Source organism: Duganella paludis (genome assembly GCF_054461335.1).
Genome location: NZ_CM136922.1, coordinates 2050420 through 2064686, shown reverse-complemented (window position 1 = coordinate 2064686; position 14267 = coordinate 2050420). Strand labels below are relative to the sequence as shown.

Here is a 14267-nt window from a genome sequence, read left to right as displayed (position 1 = left end):
GTATGGCTTTTAAGATTTTCTCACGCGGCAGCCGGAATGCCGCACAAGATGCAGCCGCCAATTCGGAGTTTGGCGATTCGCAGTTTCTGCACGCCGGCGCCGGCGCCAATGCGGAGGCGCCATCGCCTGCACCTGCGGCCGACGACGGCGACGAAGCCCCGCTGCGCCTGCGCGATGCGCTGGGCCGCCGCCGCAGTGCCGCCGCACCGGCCGACACCGGCCCCGGTTTCAAGCTGCCGCTGATCGGCCATCTGCCGGCGCAACGCCAACTGAGCGTGCTGTCCACGGCGCTGGCGATCAGCCTTGGCCTGAGCGCGGTGTTTGTCGCTTTCAACAACATCCACAGCGCCAACCGCTCGGCGCAAACCCAGGTCGCCAGCGATGCGCTGATGCACTCGCAGCGCATCGGCAAGGCCGCGCCCAACGCGGTGCAGGGCAGTGCCGAGGGCTTCCGCCAGTTGGAGGAAAGCCGCAAGGAACTCAATACCGATATCAACCTGATGACGCGCGGCGGCCAGTACCAGGGCCGCGCCATCGGCGAGCCGCGCTCCGATATCGCCACCGTGGTGGCGGCGGCGCGCAAGCAGTGGACCGCCACCGATCTGGCGGCCGGCACCATCCTGATGCTGAAGGCGGACTTGAGCGGCATGGACAAGGCGCTGCAAAAGCTCAATGAGATGACGCCCGACCTGCTGGTGCGCAGCGAGGATATCCTCAACCTCAAGGTGCAGCGCGGCGCGTCGGCGCGCGAGATCGCGGCGCTCGGCAAGCTGACCATGATGACCCAGCGCATGAGCCGCAGCGCCGGCGACTTCTTCACCGCCGGCGGCATCAGCTCGGAGACGGCGTTCCAGCTAGGGCGCGACACCACCGTCTTCCGCAACACCCTCGACGGCTTCCTCAACGGCAGCCCGCAACAGGGACTGGCCGCCGTGCGCGATGCCGACCTGCGCACCAAGTTCACCGAGCTGCAAGGCGCGTTCGAGGAGTATCAAAAGCTGGTCGCCATGGTGCTTGAGAAGCTCGACAAGTTCAGCGCCGCCAAGGCGGCCGAACAGCTGATCTTCAACGACAACGAGGCGCTGCGCCAGCGCCTGACCGTGCTGCAGCAGGCCTACCGCGAGAACCAGGACTCGCTTGACATCACCTTCTGGCTTATGGTGGCCGGCGGCATGATGACGCTGATCACGGCGGCCGCCATCGGCCGCGTGCTGCTGATGGATTCGCACAACCGCACGCGCGGCGCCGAACGCCGCCGCCAGGAAGCGGACGCCATGCGCCGGCAGGCGCAGAGCAAGGAAGAAGAAGCCAAGTCCATGAACGACCAGAATCAGGCGGCTATTCTGCGCCTGATGAACGAGCTGCAGGAAGTGGCGGACGGCGACTTGACGGTGCAGGCCACGGTGTCCGAGGACATCACCGGCGCCATCGCCGATTCGGTCAACTACACGGTGGAAGAGTTGCGCGGTCTGGTGGGCCGGGTGACGGCGACCGCCGAGCAGGTGACCAAGGCGTCCACCCACGCGCAGAGCATTTCCAACGACCTGTTGATGGCGTCGCAGCAGCAGTCGCGCGAGATCCAGGATGCGTCGTCCACGGTGGTGAAGATGGCCAACGAGATCACCGACGTGTCGCGTTCGGCCAGCGAGTCGGCCGATGTGGCCCTGCAGTCGGTGGCGGCGGCCCAGCAAGGTTCGACGGCGGTGGAAAACGCCATCAAGGGCATGCACGAGATCCGCGAGCAGATCCAGGATACGTCCAAGCGCATCAAGCGGCTGGGCGAGTCGTCGCAGGAGATCGGCGAGATCACCGAGCTGATTTCGGACATCACCGAGCAGACCAACGTGCTGGCGCTGAACGCGGCGATCCAGGCCGCGTCGGCCGGCGAGGCGGGGCGCGGCTTCTCGGTGGTGGCGGAGGAGGTGCAGCGGCTGGCGGAACGTTCGGCCGAAGCGGCCAAGCAGATCGGCGCGCTGGTGCGCACGATTCAGACCGATACGCACGATGCGGTGGCGGCGATGGAGAAGTCGACGCAGGGCGTGGTCGAGGGCGCGCGCCTGTCCGATGCGGCCGGCGCGGCGCTGCACGATATTTCGCAGGTGTCCAACCGCCTGGCGGAACTGATTTCAGGGATTGCGCAGGCAACCGGGCAGCAGGCCACGTCGGCCTCCGGTGTGGCGCAGAACATCCAGCATATTTTGACGGTGACCGAGCAGGCGCAGGACGGCACCCAGCAAACCGCTCAATCGATTCACAAGCTGTCGGTGCTGGCGCAGGAGTTGAAGAACTCCGTGGCGCGCTTCCGCATAGCTTAATGAAAGGCCGGGACCAGCATGACCAAGACTGATTTTTCGACTTCACAGCAACCGCAGTTGGACACCGGGCCCTTGTCGTGGGTGATGGTGGAGATCCGCGAGTCGCTGGCACGTTCGCGCACCGCGCTGTTCGAGGCGGGCGGACGGGAGCCGGAGGATCAGGCCACGCAGCTGCAGCATGCCAAGTCGCATTTGCATCAGGCGCATGGGGCCTTGCAGATGGTGGATATCGAGGGCGTCGGCTTGCTGACCGCCGTGGCAGAGGCGGCGCTCGACAGCTTCAAGGCCGGCACGCTGAAGTGCAGCACCGATAATGCGCAGGCGGTGGCGCAGCTGTATCAGGCGCTGGTGGAGTATCTGGAGGAGCTGCTGGAAGGTGCGCCGTCGCAGCCGGCAAGGCTGTTCCCGTATTACCGCGCGGTGCAGGAGATGCTGGGCGTGGAGCGCATCCATCCAGCGGATTTGTTCTATCCCGATTTGTCGCAGCCGGTAGCCATGCCGTCCGCCGCCGCTGATGCCGATGCCGCGCCGGACTACGCGGGTTTCCGCCAGCGCTTCGAGCGCGCGCTGCTGCCTTACATGAAGGGCACCGGTGACGCCGGCGCGCTGCTGGAAGCCATCAAGCTGGTGGCCGACGCGCAGCATGACGGCCAGGCGCGCGCCTTCTGGCTCGCCATGCAAGGCTTCGCCGAACTGGTGGCCGACGGCCAACTGCCCGGCAGCCTGTACGTCAAGCAGCTGTTTGGCCTGATCAATCTGCAAATCCGCCGTTTGAGCCAGGGCACGGCGGCGCAACCGGAAACCATGCTGCACGACGCGCTGTTCTTCATCGCCACCGCCGGTGCGGAATCGTCGTCGCCAACGGTGCAACAGCTGCGCGACGCCTTCGCGCTGGACGGCCTGGCGCCTGCGGACTACGAAACCCGCCGCTACGGCCAGATCGACGCCGAAGCGCTGGACCGCGCCAAGGCCGGCATCGCGCAAGCGAAAGCCAAATGGGACCGGCTGGCCGGCGCCGAGATCGATCCCGATCTGGACGCCGCATTCGAAGCATCGCTGCACGAGGTTGCGGCGGACTGCGAGAAACTCAACCTGCCCGCGCTGAGCGCCTTGCTGCGCCAACTGGCCGACGTCGCCCGCAAAGCTATATCCGCAGGCCGCAGCGAAGAGCTGGCGCTGGAGATGGCCACCGCCTTGCTGTTCGCCGAACATGGTTTGCAGCATATCCGTCACCTGCCAGACGATTTCGCCGCCCATGCGGACACGATAGGCGCGCGCCTGCTGGCGCTGGTCTCCGGCGAAACGCCGCCGGAACCGGCGCAGTGGCAGGACGGTCTTGCGCACCAGATGCAGCAGGACGACACGGTAGTCGCGCTGGCGATGGAAATGAAGACCGGCCTGCGGCAGGTGGAGAAGGTGCTGGACGATTACTACGCCGATCCGTCGAAACGTCCGGCGCTGCTGGAACTCGGCCCGGTGCTGCATCAGCTGCAGGGCGCCTTGTCGGTGCTGGATCAGGATGACGCGATGCAGGCCGCGCAGCAGGTGAAGCTGGCCGTGCAGGCTTTGGCGCGCGGCGAGGGTGAGCCGTCGGCGGAGCCGAAGGCGCTGGACGATATCGCGCAGAACGTCGGTGCGCTGGGATTCTTTGTCGATATGCTGGCGCAGAACGCGGCCGGTGCGCGCGAGCGGTTTGCTTTCGATGCGGTGCAGGGCAGTTTCCGTTCAGTGCCGTTCAAGAAGATGGCGGCGTCGGAGTCGATACCGGTGCTGGAGGAGCAGGTACCTGCGCCTGCGCCGGTATCCATGCCGGCCGAAGCGCCGCCGCCTGCCGCCAGCGATGCGGCGGTGGAGGCGGAGCTGCTGGATATTTTTGTCACCGAGGCGCAGGAAGTGCTGGTGTTTGTGGACGCCACGCTGGCCAAGCCGCGCGTGGAGTCTGGCAGTGAAGAGTCGTTGACCATGTTGCGGCGGTCCTTCCATACGCTGAAGGGGAGCGGGCGCATGGTGGGCTTGAACCAGTTCGCCGACGCGGCTTATGCGATCGAGAAGGTGATGAATGTGTGGCTGGCGGAGGAACGTCCGGTCACCGATGCGCTGTTTGATTTGCTGAACAGCGCCGCGCAGGAAATGGGCGCGTGGGTGGCGGAGCTGGTCGCCGGCGGCGTCTCGCAGCGCAATGCCGATGCACTGGTGGCCGCCGCCGCGCGCGTGCAGGAGGGCGGCGAGCCTGCGTTTGAAGCCGCCGCCAGCGATGCCGACGCCGACGCAGCACCAGATGCGCCGGCGCTGCCGCCGCTGGTCTCGCACGGCAACGTCATCGAATTCCCGACCATCACGCCGCTGGTGCCGCGTGACGACAATGTGAAGCACATCGGCGAGATCGAAATCCCTCTGCCGCTGTACAACATCTACCTGCACGAATCCGACGATCTGGTGCGCAAGCTGGAGCAGGACTTCGGCGAATGGCGCCATGAGCCGCGCCGTCCGGTCAATCCGGAAGCATTGGCGGCATCGCACACGTTGGCCGGCACCTCGGGCACGGTCGGCTTCAAGGCCTTGCGCGAACTGGCGCTGGCGCTGGAAAGCACGCTGGAGGTGTTGCTGCCGCCCGCGCCGCATCTGGACCAGGTACAGCATGACCTGCTGGACTTCACCATGCAGCGCATCCGCCAGATGCTGCAAAGTTTCGCAGCGGGCGAAATGTCGCCATCGCAGCCGGAGTTGATCGCCGCACTGCAAAGCCTGCGCGAAGAGTTGGCGGCCACGCCGGCAGCGGCCAGCGACGAAATCGAAGAACGGCTCGACGATCTGGTGGCCGAGACCATGGATGGTATCAACACGCCGCCGGTGGAGGAGGAATCGCCGCTGGATCGCCTGTTCCGCGAAACCTACGACGCCATCAGCGGCACCGTGCCGGAATCCGACGCGCCGACCGCGCCGCCACCGAAGAAAAAGCCGGAAGCGCACACCGACGACGGCATCGACGACCTGTTCAACGCCGCCTTCGACGACGCCTTCGCCGACCCGCCGCTCAAAATCGCCGAGCCACAAGCCCCCGCCGCGCCACCGCCTGCCGCCGCCGAGCCCCAGCCAGCCGACGACGAGCTTCCGCCCGCCGCCGCCGAGCCCCAGCCAGCCGACGACGAGCTTCCGCCCGCCGCTGCGGAGCTGCCGCCAGTCGCTGACGAACCGCTGCAGCCCGCCGACGACGAGCTGGCGCCAGTCGCCGCCGAACCGGTGCCCGCTGCCGAAGAGCTGCCGCCTGCCGCCACCGAGCGCCAGCCCGCCGCCGAGGAAACGCTCGCTGCCGAACCGCCTTTGGCCATCGAGCCGGAGGCCGAGATCATTGCGCTGGCTCCGGCCGAACCGCACATCCTGTCCGCCGTTCCCGCCATCTTCAACGATGAACTGGACGCCGACCTGCTCCCCGTCTTCCTGGAAGAAGGCGCGGATCTGCTGCCGCAAATCGGCGAATCGCTGCGCGCCTGGCAGCACACGCCGGCCGACACATCGCACGCCCAAAGCCTGCTGCGCCTCCTGCACACCGTCAAGGGCAGCGCGCGCATGGCCGGCGCGATGCGTCTCGGCCAGCACTGCCATGAAATCGAAACCCACATCGAAAACATGGTGCACGCCGGCTCCGCCACGCCACAAGCCTTCGACGAACTGCTGGCCCACTACGACCACGCGCTGCTCCTGTTCGAACAACTGCAACACCCGAACGCCCTGCAGATCGGCACCTTCGCCGGCCTGGCCGACGACATCACCACCCTGACCGAAGGCGTTACGCCATTCTCCGACCACGCCGAAATCGACGCCGGGCAGAACGCCGCCGCCAGCCCTGCCGCGTCGCCCGCGCCATCAGCAGCACCGGCAAGCGCCGACGACTCGCACACCAGCGTCAAATCGCCACTGGTCCGCGTGCGCGCCGACATTCTCGACCGTCTGGTCACCCAGGCAGGCGAAGTCTCCATTTCGCGCTCCCGCCTGGAAAACGAAGTCGACACCCTGCGCACCTCGCTGGCCGACTTCTCCGACAACCTGGCGCGCCTGCGCCGTCAATTGCGCGAAGTCGAAATGCAAGCCGAATCGCAAATCGCCTCGCGCATGGCCATCTCCAGCGACCGCGAATTCGACCCGCTGGAATTTGACCGCTTCACGCGTCTGCAGGAACTCACCCGCATGATGGCCGAAAGCGTCAACGACGTCGCCAGCTTCCATGAAAGCCTCACCCGCAGCGTCGACAACGCCCACGGCGACCTCACGCAACAAGCCCGCCTTACGCGAGACCTGCAGCGCGACCTGATGCGCGTGCGCATGGTGCCCTTCGCCAGCATCTCGGAACGCCTGTTCCGCGTCGCCCGCCAAAGCGCCAAGGACGTCGACAAGCGCGTCAACCTGGACATCCGTGGCGGCGGCGTGGAACTCGACCGCAGCGTCCTGGAACGCATGTCCGCACCATTCGAACACCTGCTGCGCAACGCCATCGCCCATGGCGTGGAAGCGCGCGCCGCGCGCGCGACGGCGGGCAAGAACGAAATCGGCGAACTGCTGGTGGAAGTCGCCCAGCAGGGCAACGAAGTGGTGATCGAATTCAGCGACGACGGCGGCGGCCTTGACCTGGACCGCATCAAGTCCAAGGCCATCAGCGTCGGCTTGCTCGACGCCGATGAAGAAACCAGCGAAGCCCAGATCGCCGACTTGATTTTCGAACCCGGCTTCTCCACCGCCGAATCGCTGACCGAATTGTCAGGACGCGGCGTCGGCATGGACGTGGTGCAGTCCGAAGCGCAATCGCTGGGCGGCCGCGTGGACCTGTTCTCCGTCCCGGGCAAAGGCACGCGCTTCACCATCCGCCTGCCGCTCACGCTGGCCGTGACGCAGGTGGTGGTGCTCGCCGCAGGCGGCAAGACCTACGCGCTGCCGGCCATCCTGGTGGAGCAGGTGCTGCAAATGAAGGACGCCGCGCTGAGCGAAGCGCGCGGCAACGGCAGCGTCGCCATCCACGGCCAGCAGGCCGCCTTGCACTACCTGCCAACGCTGCTGGGCGATGCGGCGCAGCCGCCGGTGCAGCGCTCATCGCCGGTGATGATGCTCAAGAACGGCAACGAGCGCCTGGCAGTGCAGGTCGATGAAGTGCTGGGCAACCGCGAGGTGGTTATCAAGAACATCGGCCCGCAGCTTTCGCGCATGGTGGGCATCGCCGGCGCCACGGTGCTGGGCACGGGCGACATCGTGCTGATATTGAATCCGGTGGCGCTGGCGCAGCATCTGGCGCATCACCCCGAAATGATGTCGCAGTACGCGCAGGCGGCGGCCGACAGCCCGGCGGCGGCGTTGACGCCGGCGTCGCAGGGACGGACCATCATGGTGGTGGACGATTCGCTGACCGTGCGCCGAGTCACCCAGCGCCTGCTGGAGCGCGAAGGCTATCGCGTGCTGCTGGCCAAGGACGGCGTGGACGCGCTGGAGCAGCTGCAGGAAACGCTGCCGGACCTGATGCTGGTCGATATCGAGATGCCGCGCATGGACGGCTTCGACCTCACGCGCAACGTGCGTGGCGATGCGCGCACGCGCGACATCCCCATCATCATGATTACCTCGCGCAGCGCGGACAAGCATCGCAACGTGGCGTTGGAGCTGGGCGTGAACGCCTACTTCGGCAAACCGTTCCAGGAGCCTGTGCTGCTGGAGGCGATTGCCGGTTTAATCAAACAGTCTTCTTGACTACCTCGTAGCGCTCAAGCGTGAGCTTGCGCGCTTCGTCGTGCATGACAATCGGCGCCGGATAGTCCGGCGCCAGCATGCGCGGCGCCAGCCATGGCGCATGGATTTCCTTGTCGCTCAATGACTTCAGTTGCGGCAGGTAGCGGCGAATGAATTTACCCTGCGCGTCGAACTTCTGCGACTGCGTCACCGGATTGAAGATGCGGAAGTAGGGCTGCGCATCGCAGCCCGACGACGACGCCCACTGCCAGCCGCCATTGTTGGACGCCAGGTCGAAGTCGTTCAGATGCTCTGCGAAATACGCCTCGCCGCGCCGCCAGTCGATGCCCAGGTCCTTGATCAGGAAGCAGGCGGTCACCATGCGCAGGCGGTTGTGCATCCAGCCGGTGCGGTTCAGCTGCAGCATGGCCGCATCCACCAGAGGATAACCGGTGCGGCCTTCGCACCAGGCGGCGAACATCTCGTCCGCCTCCGGCCCGGTTTCCCATTCGATGGCGTCGTAGGCCGGCTTGTAGGCGCCGCCCACCACGTGCGGATTGTGGAACAGGATCATGGCATAGAACTCGCGCCAGATCAGTTCCGACAGCCACACGGCCGCGCCTTCGCCGCCGGCGCCGCGCTCCTGCAGATCCAGTATCGTGCGCACCAGGTGCCGGACCGACAGCGTGCCGAAGCGGAAGTGGACCGACAAGTAGGACGGCCCTTTCACGGCCGGGAAATCGCGCGCCACGTTGTAGTCCGCCATGCGTGGCAGGAAGTCCTCGAACAGCTGCGCCGCGCCCGACATGCCGGTCGGGATCTTCAGCTCGGCCAGGTTGCTCGGCTCGAAGCCCAGCTCGGCCAACGTTGGCAGCTTGGGCGCAGGCGAGGGCGGCGGCGCCAGCTTGGCGGCGTGCGGCTCGTTGTTGTACGGCGCCAGCACCGACGGATCGGCCGCCAGCTTTTTCAGCCAGGCGTTCTTGTACGGCGTGAACACCGAGAACACGCCGCCGGTCTGCGACAGCACTTCGCTCTTTTCAAAGATCACTTGATCCTTGTAGCTGTGGAAAGCGCGACCGTCGGCACGCAACGCGCGTTCCACCGTGGTGTCACGCTCCAGCGCTTGCGGTTCATAATCGTGATTGCAGAACACCGCATCGACGCCGAGTTCGGCGGCCAGCGCCGGGATCTCGGTCACCGGATCGCCATGACGCGTGATCAGGTGGCCGCCCATTTGCGCCAACTCGGCCGCCACTTCGGCAATGCTAGCGTGAATGAAGTCGACGCGGCGATCGCGGCGTGGCAGGACATCCAGAATGGTGGTGTCGTAGACGAAAACACAATACACCTTTTCGCTTGCCAGCAAGGCCTGATGCAGGGCCACGTGGTCGAAAACGCGCAGGTCGCGGCGCAGCCAGACGAGGGAAGAAGTTAGTTTCATTCGGTCTATGTCAATCTTGTGGGGGATGCAATCGTGGCTGTCCCCTCAATTCAGTGTAAACTACGGGTAAAACAGAGTTGCTAGCCGCGCGATACTACAGTAATTGTCAGCAGCACAGAGAGAACACGCACCCAGCAGAGAGAGCAACTTGTATGAAGAAGAGCAAAATAGGCAAAACTCTACCTGTTCCCGGCTTGATGCAGGAGGCCGGCGATCCCCTGGAGCCGGTCGGCGCTGCAGAAAGCACGCTGAACCTGGCTAACCATTTCCTTATTGCAATGCCGTCCATGCAAGATCCGGTGTTTGGCGGCACGGTGGTGTACGTCTGCGAGCACAATGAGAACGGTGTGCTGGGCGTAGTCATCAACAAGCCCACCGACATGACCATGCACACCCTGTTCGAACGCATCGACCTCAAGGTCGAGTCCGGACTGGAAGGCCATGACGACGAACCGATCATGTTTGGCGGCCCGGTCCAGGACGACCGCGGCTTCGTGCTGCACACGCCGGGCCACCGCTATTCGTCCTCGCTGACGGTGACCGAGGAAGTGGCCTTCACCACTTCGATCGACGTGCTGGAAGCCGTGGCCGCCGGCGAAGGTCCGCCGCGCATGCTGGTCTCGATCGGCTATTCGGGCTGGAGCCCGGGCCAGCTGGAAGAAGAAATCAGCCGCAACGGCTGGCTGACGGTGGGCGCCGATCCGGAAATCCTGTTCAACATGCCCATCGAAGACCGCTACACCGCCGCCATGCGCCTGCTCGGCATCGATCCGCTGATGCTCACCTCCGAGGCGGGCCACGCTTAAATGGGCAGTATTGAAACCATCTTTGCTTTCGACTTCGGTGTAAAAAGGATAGGTGTGGCAATGGGCAATACCATGTTGCGCCAGGCTGAACCCTTTAAAGTCATCAACGCGATCGACAACGCCACGCGCTTTGCCGAGATTCAGAAAATGCTGGACGAGTGGAAACCGGCGCAGCTGGTGGTTGGCCTGCCGGTGCATCCGGACGGCGCCGAACACGAGATGACCGCGCGCGCACGCAAGTTCGCCAACCAGCTGCACGGCCGCTTCGGCCTGCCGGTGGAGCTGGTCGACGAACGCTATTCCTCGGCCGTGATTTCCGCCAAGCGCGGCGAGGTGATCGACGACCGCGCCGCCGCCATCATTCTGCAACAATACTTCGACACCAACTGACCATGCCTACCCTCAATCCCAACCAACTCGATGCCGAAGCGCTGTACGCGACGCTGCTGGCCGAGGTGAAAGCCGGCCTGGCCGGCGTGCCCGATGTCGCCATTGTCGGCATCCACTCCGGCGGCGCCTGGATCGCCGAACGCCTGGCGGCCGACCTCGGCCTGTCGGCGCGCTGCGGCGTGCTTGACGTGTCCTTCTACCGCGACGATTACGCCAAGAAGGGTCTGCCGGCCGACGTCAAGCCGACCAACATCACCTTCGACGTGGCGGCCGCCAACATCCTGCTGGTGGACGACGTGCTGTACACCGGCCGCACCACGCGCGCCGCCATCAACGAGCTGTTCGACTACGGCCGCCCGGCGCGCATCATGCTGGCCGCGCTGGTGGACCGTGGCGAGCGCCAGCTGCCGGTGGCGGCCGACTTCGTCGCCGGCCATGTGGCGGTGCCGAAAGGGCAGGCGCTGGTGCTGAAACGCGCCGACGATGGAAAATTTACGCTAACCATAGAATAAGACCATGCTTAATCCGCAACTGAATAAACACGGCGAACTCCAGCACCTGCTGTCGATCGAGGGACTGCCCAAGTCCATCCTCAATCACATCCTGGACACGGCCTCATCCTTCGTCGGCATCTCCGACCGCGATGTGAAGAAAGTGCCGCTGATGCGCGGCAAATCGGTGTTCAACCTGTTCTTCGAGAACTCGACTCGCACCCGCACCACCTTCGAAATCGCCGCCAAGCGTTTGTCGGCGGACGTGATCAACCTGAACATCCAGGCCTCGTCCACCAGCAAGGGCGAATCGCTGCTCGACACCATCGACAACCTGGCGGCCATGCACGCCGACATGTTCGTGGTGCGCCACGCGCAATCGGGCGCGCCCTACCTGATCGCCAAGCACCTGATGGAAACCAAGCAGAACCACGTGCACGTGGTGAACGCGGGCGACGGCCGCCACGCGCACCCGACCCAGGGCCTGCTGGACATGTACACCATCCGCCACTACAAGAAGGACTTCACCAACCTGCGCGTGGCCATCGTCGGCGACATCCTGCACAGCCGCGTGGCGCGTTCGGATATCCACGCGTTGACCACGCTGGGCGTGCCAGAAGTGCGCGCCATCGGCCCGCACACGCTGCTGCCGGGCGGCTTGGAGCAGATGGGCGTGCGCACCTTCACCAACATGGATGAAGGCCTGAAGGACGTCGACGTGATCATCATGCTGCGCCTGCAGAACGAGCGCATGAGCGGCGCGCTGCTGCCGTCGGCGGGCGAATACTTCAAGAGCTACGGCCTGACGCCGGAACGCCTGGCGCTGGCCAAGCCGGACGCCATCGTCATGCACCCGGGGCCGATGAACCGCGGCGTGGAGATCGACTCCGCCGTGGCGGACGGCGCGCAGGCAGTGATCCTGCCGCAGGTAACCTTTGGTATCGCAGTACGCATGGCGGTGATGAGCATCGTGGCAGGGACGCAAGCATGAACGCATTGAACAAGAAACACATCCACATCAAGAACGGCCACGTGGTCGATCCGGCCAACGGCATCGACGGCTTGAAGGACCTGTACATCGCCGACGGCAAGGTGCTGGCGGTGGGCGCCGCGCCGGCCGGCTTTACCGCCGACGAGACCATCGACGCCATCGGCCTGATCGTGGCGCCGGGCTTTGTCGATCTGGCCGCGCGCCTGCGCGAGCCGGGCTTCGAATACAAGGCGACGCTGGATTCGGAAATGCAGGCCGCCATGCAAGGCGGTGTCACCAGCCTGGTGTGCCCGCCGGACACCGATCCGGTGCTGGACGAACCGGGCCTGGTGGAGATGCTCAAATACCGCGCGCAAAAGCTGAACCAGGCGCACGTGCACCCGCTGGGCGCGCTGACCGTGGGCCTGAAGGGCGAAGCGCTGACCGAGATGTCGGCGCTGACCGAATCGGGCTGCATCGGCTTCTCGCACGCCGAAGAGCCGATCACCGACACCAACGTGCTGCTGCGCGCCATGCAGTACGCCAAGACCTTCGGCTACACCGTGTGGCTGCGTCCGCAGGACGCCTACATCGGCCGTGGCGGCGTGGCCGCGTCGGGCCCGCTGGCCTCGCGCCTGGGCTTGTCCGGCGTGCCGGTGATGTCGGAAACCATCGCCCTGAACACCATCTTCGAACTGATGCGTTCGAGCGGCGCGCGGGTGCACCTGTGCCGTATTTCGGCCGCCGCTAGCCTGGAGCTGATCCGCAAGGCCAAGGCCGAAGGCCTGCCGGTCACCTGCGACGTTGGCGTGCACCACGTGCACCTGACCGACGCCGACATCGGCTTCTTCGATTCGAACGCGCGCTTCTCGCCGCCGTTCCGCAGCCAGCGCGACCGCGACGCGATCCGCCTCGGCCTGCTGGACGGCACTATCGACGCGCTGTGCTCGGACCACACGCCGGTCGACGACGATGAAAAACTGCTGCCGTTCGCCGAAGCTTCGCCTGGCGCCACCGGCCTGGAACTGCTGTTGTCGCTGGCGCTGAAATGGGCCGACGATTACGCGGCCTTGCAGGACACCGGCGCACAACGTCCGCTGTCGCGCGCGTTGGCACGCATCACCTCGGAAGCGGCGCGCGTGGCCGGCCTGCCGGCGGGCACGCTGACGCCGGGCGCGGTGGCGGACGTGGTGCTGTTCGATGCGGGTGCGCACTGGACGGTGGAAGCGTCGGCGCTGGCCAGCCAGGGCAAGCACACGCCGTTCCTCGGTTACAACCTGGGCGGACAAGTGAAAACCACTATCGTGGCTGGCCACGTCGCCTACCAACGCTGAACCGCCCGCATGAAACTGTCGACGATATTCCGCCTCGCGCGGGTGATGCTGCACGTGTTCAAGGGCATGGCGATTTGCGCCACGGTGTTTCCGTGGATCGACCAGGAGAAGCGCAACGCGCATATCCGCCGCTGGTCCACCAAGTTGCTGGCCATGTGCAACGTCACGGTGGAGCATGCGCCGGGCAGCGTGCCAGCGCTGGAGCACTGCGTGGTGGTGGCCAATCACGTTTCGTGGCTGGACATCTTTGTGGTGCACAGCCTGTACCCGAGCCACTTCGTGGCCAAGGCCGAGATCCGCTCGTGGCCGCTGGCCGGCTGGCTGGCGGAGAAGGCCGGCACCGTGTTCATTTCGCGCGGCAACCGGCGCGACTTGCGGCACATCTTCAAGGGGCTGGTGCACAGCCTGGAGCGAGGCGAGCGCGTGGCGTTCTTCCCGGAGGGCACCACGGCGCCGCAGGGCAGCCTGCTGCCGTTCCATGCGAATTTGTTTGAAGCGGCGATCGACGCCAAGGTGCCGGTGCAGCCGTTCGCGTTGACCTATGCCGATGCGGATGGCCGTTCGCATCCGTCGGTGGACTTCATCGGCGAGACCAGTTTTGCGGAAAGCATCATGCTGATTTTGAACGGGCCGCCGGTCAAGGCCAGGGTGGCGATCCTGGCGCCGCTCGACACCATCGGCGCGCACCGTCGCGAACTGGCCGAGGCTTCGCACCAGGCAGTCGCCGCCGCGCTGGGCGTCGTCGTTCCCGCGTAAGCGGGAACCCATGCTGAGCACGCGTTCTATGGGTCCCCGCTTGCGCGAGGACGAC

9 protein-coding genes are annotated in these 14267 nt (G+C 65.5%); 8 read left to right on the top strand and 1 reads right to left on the bottom strand.

All coding sequences use genetic code 11. The annotated features are described in order from the left end of the window. Nucleotides 1-2 precede the first annotated feature (2 nt). Together ACXZ1M_RS09285 and ACXZ1M_RS09280 are read left to right on the top strand one after the other, a co-directional pair. Entirely contained in the window at nucleotides 3-2315 is a 2313-nt protein-coding gene (locus ACXZ1M_RS09285; protein WP_459052883.1) for a methyl-accepting chemotaxis protein, read from the top strand. Between the two features lie 18 nt (nucleotides 2316-2333). After that, on the top strand, nucleotides 2334-8045 hold the full coding sequence (locus ACXZ1M_RS09280; protein WP_459052882.1) for a hybrid sensor histidine kinase/response regulator: 5712 nt from the start codon (nucleotides 2334-2336) through the stop codon (nucleotides 8043-8045). Here ACXZ1M_RS09280 and ACXZ1M_RS09275 read toward each other — a convergent pair. Then, nucleotides 8029-9465 carry a cryptochrome/photolyase family protein gene (locus tag ACXZ1M_RS09275; protein WP_459052881.1) on the bottom strand — a complete coding sequence of 479 codons (1437 nt, stop codon included), beginning with the start codon at nucleotides 9463-9465 and terminating at the stop codon, nucleotides 8029-8031. The genes ACXZ1M_RS09280 and ACXZ1M_RS09275 overlap by 17 nt on opposite strands. A 152-nt stretch (nucleotides 9466-9617) precedes the next feature. Here ACXZ1M_RS09275 and ACXZ1M_RS09270 point away from each other — a divergent pair, with 152 nt between their 5' ends. Genes ACXZ1M_RS09270 through ACXZ1M_RS09245 form a run of 6 tightly spaced genes read left to right on the top strand, consistent with a single transcriptional unit; the run spans nucleotide 9618 to nucleotide 14212 of the window. After that, nucleotides 9618-10271, top strand: a complete 654-nt coding sequence (locus ACXZ1M_RS09270) for a YqgE/AlgH family protein (RefSeq protein ID WP_459052880.1) — start codon at nucleotides 9618-9620, stop codon at nucleotides 10269-10271. 60 nt (nucleotides 10272-10331) lie between these two features. Then, nucleotides 10332-10661 (top strand): Holliday junction resolvase RuvX, encoded by a 330-nt coding sequence (gene ruvX / locus ACXZ1M_RS09265; RefSeq protein ID WP_459052879.1) that lies wholly within the window; start codon nucleotides 10332-10334, stop codon nucleotides 10659-10661. 2 nt (nucleotides 10662-10663) lie between these two features. Beyond that, nucleotides 10664-11173: a bifunctional pyr operon transcriptional regulator/uracil phosphoribosyltransferase PyrR gene (gene pyrR / locus ACXZ1M_RS09260; RefSeq protein ID WP_459052878.1), complete on the top strand. Its 510-nt coding sequence runs from the start codon at nucleotides 10664-10666 to the stop codon at nucleotides 11171-11173. A 4-nt stretch (nucleotides 11174-11177) separates the two neighbouring features. Further along, a complete protein-coding gene (locus ACXZ1M_RS09255; protein ID WP_459052877.1) occupies nucleotides 11178-12143 on the top strand; it encodes an aspartate carbamoyltransferase catalytic subunit in 966 nt (321 codons plus the stop codon). Then, entirely contained in the window at nucleotides 12140-13456 is a 1317-nt protein-coding gene (locus tag ACXZ1M_RS09250; RefSeq protein WP_459052876.1) for a dihydroorotase, read from the top strand. Before ACXZ1M_RS09255 ends, ACXZ1M_RS09250 begins: the two co-directional genes overlap by 4 nt. Before the next feature lie 9 nt (nucleotides 13457-13465). Then, nucleotides 13466-14212, top strand: a complete 747-nt coding sequence (locus ACXZ1M_RS09245; RefSeq protein ID WP_459052875.1) for a lysophospholipid acyltransferase family protein — start codon at nucleotides 13466-13468, stop codon at nucleotides 14210-14212. Nucleotides 14213-14267 lie beyond the last annotated feature (55 nt).

Coding starts and splice junctions, on each gene's coding strand:
- ACXZ1M_RS09280 (WP_459052882.1), top strand. CDS start 2,334: ATGACCAAGACTGATTTTTCGACTTCACAGCAACCGCAGTTGGACACC.
- ACXZ1M_RS09250 (WP_459052876.1), top strand. CDS start 12,140: ATGAACGCATTGAACAAGAAACACATCCACATCAAGAACGGCCACGTG.
- ACXZ1M_RS09285 (WP_459052883.1), top strand. CDS start 3: ATGGCTTTTAAGATTTTCTCACGCGGCAGCCGGAATGCCGCACAAGAT.
- ACXZ1M_RS09275 (WP_459052881.1), bottom strand. CDS start 9,465: ATGAAACTAACTTCTTCCCTCGTCTGGCTGCGCCGCGACCTGCGCGTT.
- ACXZ1M_RS09255 (WP_459052877.1), top strand. CDS start 11,178: ATGCTTAATCCGCAACTGAATAAACACGGCGAACTCCAGCACCTGCTG.
- ACXZ1M_RS09270 (WP_459052880.1), top strand. CDS start 9,618: ATGAAGAAGAGCAAAATAGGCAAAACTCTACCTGTTCCCGGCTTGATG.
- ACXZ1M_RS09245 (WP_459052875.1), top strand. CDS start 13,466: ATGAAACTGTCGACGATATTCCGCCTCGCGCGGGTGATGCTGCACGTG.
- ruvX (WP_459052879.1), top strand. CDS start 10,332: ATGGGCAATACCATGTTGCGCCAGGCTGAACCCTTTAAAGTCATCAAC.
- pyrR (WP_459052878.1), top strand. CDS start 10,664: ATGCCTACCCTCAATCCCAACCAACTCGATGCCGAAGCGCTGTACGCG.